The sequence below is a fragment of the Aeromicrobium sp. NPDC092404 genome, assembly GCF_040684095.1.
GTDB lineage: Bacteria > Actinomycetota > Actinomycetes > Propionibacteriales > Nocardioidaceae > Aeromicrobium.
The window spans coordinates 1-5619 of sequence record NZ_JBFBFI010000003.1 but is presented as its reverse complement, the minus strand read 5'-3'; the positions used below and the strand labels follow the sequence as shown (position 1 = coordinate 5619).

Genomic DNA, 5619 nt, shown 5'->3' with positions numbered 1-5619 from the left:
ATCAAGAGTCTCACACTAAAGTAAGTCAGGTTTATGAAGTGATTCATATTCCTGTCAGCTTTGAGTGAGCGACCGGTTCTTAACTGAACCGAAAACAGTAACAGGTTTAAACTGAAGAGTTTGATCCTGGCTCAGATTGAACGCTGGCGGCATGCCTTACACATGCAAGTCGAACGGCAGCACGGGTGCTTGCACCTGGTGGCGAGTGGCGAACGGGTGAGTAATACATCGGAACATGTCCTGTAGTGGGGGATAGCCCGGCGAAAGCCGGATTAATACCGCATACGATCTACGGATGAAAGCGGGGGACCTTCGGGCCTCGCGCTATAGGGTTGGCCGATGGCTGATTAGCTAGTTGGTGGGGTAAAGGCCTACCAAGGCGACGATCAGTAGCTGGTCTGAGAGGACGACCAGCCACACTGGGACTGAGACACGGCCCAGACTCCTACGGGAGGCAGCAGTGGGGAATTTTGGACAATGGGCGAAAGCCTGATCCAGCAATGCCGCGTGTGTGAAGAAGGCCTTCGGGTTGTAAAGCACTTTTGTCCGGAAAGAAATCCTTGGCTCTAATACAGTCGGGGGATGACGGTACCGGAAGAATAAGCACCGGCTAACTACGTGCCAGCAGCCGCGGTAATACGTAGGGTGCGAGCGTTAATCGGAATTACTGGGCGTAAAGCGTGCGCAGGCGGTTTGCTAAGACCGATGTGAAATCCCCGGGCTCAACCTGGGAACTGCATTGGTGACTGGCAGGCTAGAGTATGGCAGAGGGGGGTAGAATTCCACGTGTAGCAGTGAAATGCGTAGAGATGTGGAGGAATACCGATGGCGAAGGCAGCCCCCTGGGCCAATACTGACGCTCATGCACGAAAGCGTGGGGAGCAAACAGGATTAGATACCCTGGTAGTCCACGCCCTAAACGATGTCAACTAGTTGTTGGGGATTCATTTCCTTAGTAACGTAGCTAACGCGTGAAGTTGACCGCCTGGGGAGTACGGTCGCAAGATTAAAACTCAAAGGAATTGACGGGGACCCGCACAAGCGGTGGATGATGTGGATTAATTCGATGCAACGCGAAAAACCTTACCTACCCTTGACATGGTCGGAATCCTGCTGAGAGGCGGGAGTGCTCGAAAGAGAACCGGCGCACAGGTGCTGCATGGCTGTCGTCAGCTCGTGTCGTGAGATGTTGGGTTAAGTCCCGCAACGAGCGCAACCCTTGTCCTTAGTTGCTACGCAAGAGCACTCTAAGGAGACTGCCGGTGACAAACCGGAGGAAGGTGGGGATGACGTCAAGTCCTCATGGCCCTTATGGGTAGGGCTTCACACGTCATACAATGGTCGGAACAGAGGGTTGCCAACCCGCGAGGGGGAGCTAATCCCAGAAAACCGATCGTAGTCCGGATTGCACTCTGCAACTCGAGTGCATGAAGCTGGAATCGCTAGTAATCGCGGATCAGCATGCCGCGGTGAATACGTTCCCGGGTCTTGTACACACCGCCCGTCACACCATGGGAGTGGGTTTTACCAGAAGTGGCTAGTCTAACCGCAAGGAGGACGGTCACCACGGTAGGATTCATGACTGGGGTGAAGTCGTAACAAGGTAGCCGTATCGGAAGGTGCGGCTGGATCACCTCCTTTCCAGAGCTATCTCGCAAAGTTGAGCGCTCACGCTTATCGGCTGTAAATTTAAAGACAGACTCAGGGGTCTGTAGCTCAGTCGGTTAGAGCACCGTCTTGATAAGGCGGGGGTCGTTGGTTCGAATCCAACCAGACCCACCATTGTCTGACGTGTCGGTGATCGTTAGCGCTTTAGCGATTACGAGCAACCCATGCCGATAGGCTGTAGTACCTGAGGTTATCTGTACTCATGGGGGCATAGCTCAGCTGGGAGAGCACCTGCTTTGCAAGCAGGGGGTCGTCGGTTCGATCCCGTCTGCCTCCACCAATCACCAACGCTAAGGGCTTGGTTCAGACACTGAACCGAGAATTTTGCATTGGCGATTGAGCCAGTCAGAGTGATACGTAGTATGTATCGGCTGTCGTTCTTTAACAATCTGGAAGAAGTAAGTAATTTGGATAGCGGAAGCGTCTTGAGATGGACGTGGAAACTATCCGGGTTGTGATTGTATCGATGTATCTCAAGATGATTCGAACTCTATGTTTGACTCAATTGGAATACGGCACAACGCGAGAACTCAACCTGTAGCGACTGTCGCGAGACAGACTCGTTATAGGGTCAAGCGAACAAGTGCATGTGGTGGATGCCTTGGCGATCACAGGCGATGAAGGACGCGGTAGCCTGCGAAAAGCTACGGGGAGCTGGCAAACAAGCTTTGATCCGTAGATGTCCGAATGGGGAAACCCACTCCTTTTGGAGTATCCATGGCTGAATACATAGGCCATGCGAAGCGAACGCGGTGAACTGAAACATCTAAGTAACCGCAGGAAAAGAAATCAACCGAGATTCCCAAAGTAGTGGCGAGCGAAATGGGATGAGCCTTGCACTCTTTATTTGTATTGTTAGCCGAACGCTCTGGAAAGTGCGGCCATAGCAGGTGATAGCCCTGTAGGCGAAAACAGTATGAAAGAACTAGGTGTGCGACAAGTAGGGCGGGACACGTGAAATCCTGTCTGAAGATGGGGGGACCATCCTCCAAGGCTAAATACTCGTGATCGACCGATAGTGAACCAGTACCGTGAGGGAAAGGCGAAAAGAACCCCGGGAGGGGAGTGAAATAGATCCTGAAACCGCATGCATACAAACAGTCGGAGCCTCGTAAGGGGTGACGGCGTACCTTTTGTATAATGGGTCAGCGACTTACGTTCAGTAGCAAGCTTAACCGTATAGGGCAGGCGTAGCGAAAGCGAGTCCGAATAGGGCGTTCAGTTGCTGGGCGTAGACCCGAAACCAGGTGATCTATCCATGGCCAGGATGAAGGTGCGGTAACACGTACTGGAGGTCCGAACCCACTAACGTTGAAAAGTTAGGGGATGAGCTGTGGATAGGGGTGAAAGGCTAAACAAACCTGGAAATAGCTGGTTCTCTCCGAAAACTATTTAGGTAGTGCCTCGTGTCTCACCTTCGGGGGTAGAGCACTGTCATGGTTGGGGGGTCTATTGCAGATTACCCCGCCATAGCAAACTCCGAATACCGAAGAGTGCAATCACGGGAGACAGACATCGGGTGCTAACGTCCGGTGTCAAGAGGGAAACAACCCAGACCGCCAGCTAAGGTCCCCAAATATAGCTAAGTGGGAAACGAAGTGGGAAGGCTAAAACAGTCAGGAGGTTGGCTTAGAAGCAGCCACCCTTTAAAGAAAGCGTAATAGCTCACTGATCGAGTCGTCCTGCGCGGAAGATGTAACGGGGCTAAGCTATATACCGAAGCTGCGGATGCGAGCTTTGCTCGCATGGTAGGAGAGCGTTCCGTAAGCCTGCGAAGGTGCCTTGTAAAGGGTGCTGGAGGTATCGGAAGTGCGAATGCTGACATGAGTAGCGATAAAGGGGGTGAAAGGCCCCCTCGCCGTAAGCCCAAGGTTTCCTACGCAACGTTCATCGGCGTAGGGTGAGTCGGCCCCTAAGGCGAGGCAGAAATGCGTAGCTGATGGGAAGCAGGTCAATATTCCTGCACCATTGTTAGATGCGATGGGGGGACGGATCGCGGAAGGTTGTCCGGGTGTTGGAAGTCCCGGTCGCTGCATTGGAGAAGGCACTTAGGCAAATCCGGGTGCGGAATTCAAGGGTGTGGCGCGAGCTCCTTAGGGAGCGAAGCAATTGGAAGTGGTTCCAAGAAAAGCCTCTAAGCTTCAGTCTAACGATGACCGTACCGCAAACCGACACAGGTGGGCGAGATGAGTATTCTAAGGCGCTTGAGAGAACTCGGGAGAAGGAACTCGGCAAATTGGTACCGTAACTTCGGGATAAGGTACGCCCTTGTAGCTTGACTGGCTTGCGCCAGAAGGGTGAAGGGGTTGCAATAAACTGGTGGCTGCGACTGTTTAATAAAAACACAGCACTCTGCAAACACGAAAGTGGACGTATAGGGTGTGACGCCTGCCCGGTGCCGGAAGATTAAATGATGGGGTGCAAGCTCTTGATTGAAGTCCCGGTAAACGGCGGCCGTAACTATAACGGTCCTAAGGTAGCGAAATTCCTTGTCGGGTAAGTTCCGACCTGCACGAATGGCGTAACGATGGCCACACTGTCTCCTCCCGAGACTCAGCGAAGTTGAAGTGTTTGTGATGATGCAATCTACCCGCGGCTAGACGGAAAGACCCCATGAACCTTTACTGTAGCTTTGCATTGGACTTTGAACCGATCTGTGTAGGATAGGTGGGAGGCTATGAAACCGGAACGCTAGTTTCGGTGGAGCCGTCCTTGAAATACCACCCTGGTTTGTTTGAGGTTCTAACCTTGGCCCGTGATCCGGGTCGGGGACAGTGCATGGTAGGCAGTTTGACTGGGGCGGTCTCCTCCCAAAGCGTAACGGAGGAGTACGAAGGTACGCTAGGTACGGTCGGAAATCGTGCTGATAGTGCAATGGCATAAGCGTGCTTAACTGCGAGACCGACAAGTCGAGCAGGTGCGAAAGCAGGTCATAGTGATCCGGTGGTTCTGTATGGAAGGGCCATCGCTCAACGGATAAAAGGTACTCTGGGGATAACAGGCTGATACCGCCCAAGAGTTCATATCGACGGCGGTGTTTGGCACCTCGATGTCGGCTCATCTCATCCTGGGGCTGTAGCCGGTCCCAAGGGTATGGCTGTTCGCCATTTAAAGAGGTACGTGAGCTGGGTTTAAAACGTCGTGAGACAGTTTGGTCCCTATCTGCCGTGGGCGTTGGATATTTGAAGGGGGCTGCTCCTAGTACGAGAGGACCGGAGTGGACGAACCTCTGGTGTACCGGTTGTCACGCCAGTGGCATCGCCGGGTAGCTATGTTCGGAAGAGATAACCGCTGAAAGCATCTAAGCGGGAAACTCGCCTTAAGATGAGATATCCCTGGGGACTAGATCCCCTTGAAGGGTCGTTCGAGACCAGGACGTTGATAGGTCAGGTGTGTAAGCGCAGTAATGCGTTCAGCTAACTGATACTAATTGCCCGTAAGGCTTGATCCTATAACAAGTCTGCCTTGTAGATCGGCGCCGTGCGACAGCACTGGCTGCGATCCAAAGCGACAAGTTGGATTCTCGTGTGTGATACACACAACTCAAAATTACTGCTTCTTCCAAGATTGGTTGTGCTGCGAAGCCAGCGCAACAACCCTCTTTGCCTGATGACCATAGCGAGTCGGTCCCACCCCTTCCCATCCCGAACAGGACCGTGAAACGACTCTACGCCGATGATAGTGCGGATTCCCGTGTGAAAGTAGGTAATCGTCAGGCTCCCTAAGCCAGAAACCCCCGCCCGAAAGGCGGGGGTTTTTGCATTGGCGCGGCGGAAATGCGTGGAGGGGCGGGATGACGGCGTGGCTGGAGTTTCCACATCGCCCAAGTACGACCACTCTCAGCTCCCTGCACGTCAATTGGCCCCGTATCATCCGCGATCCCTTGGCCAATTGCTTCTATCTCCGATCAAAGCTCCAATTCCTCTCCCAGCGTATCGGGTTGCACTGTCG

At 53.2% G+C, this 5619-nt stretch carries 2 tRNA genes and 3 rRNA genes; all 5 read left to right on the top strand.

The window, feature by feature from the left end:
• Positions 1-108: 108 nt before the first annotated feature.
• The 5 genes from AB0N22_RS16710 to rrf all read left to right on the top strand — a co-directional run bounded on the left by AB0N22_RS16710 (position 109) and on the right by rrf (position 5386).
• Positions 109-1641 (top strand): 16S ribosomal RNA (locus AB0N22_RS16710).
• A 64-nt stretch (positions 1642-1705) separates the two neighbouring features.
• A tRNA-Ile gene (locus tag AB0N22_RS16705) sits at positions 1706-1782 on the top strand.
• A gap of 90 nt (positions 1783-1872) precedes the next feature.
• Positions 1873-1948 (top strand) — tRNA-Ala (locus AB0N22_RS16700).
• Between the two features lie 289 nt (positions 1949-2237).
• Positions 2238-5119 (top strand): 23S ribosomal RNA (locus AB0N22_RS16695).
• Between the two features lie 154 nt (positions 5120-5273).
• Positions 5274-5386, top strand: a 5S ribosomal RNA gene (gene rrf, locus AB0N22_RS16690).
• The 16S, 23S and 5S rRNA genes sit together here with 2 tRNA genes alongside, the layout of an rRNA operon.
• Positions 5387-5619 lie beyond the last annotated feature (233 nt).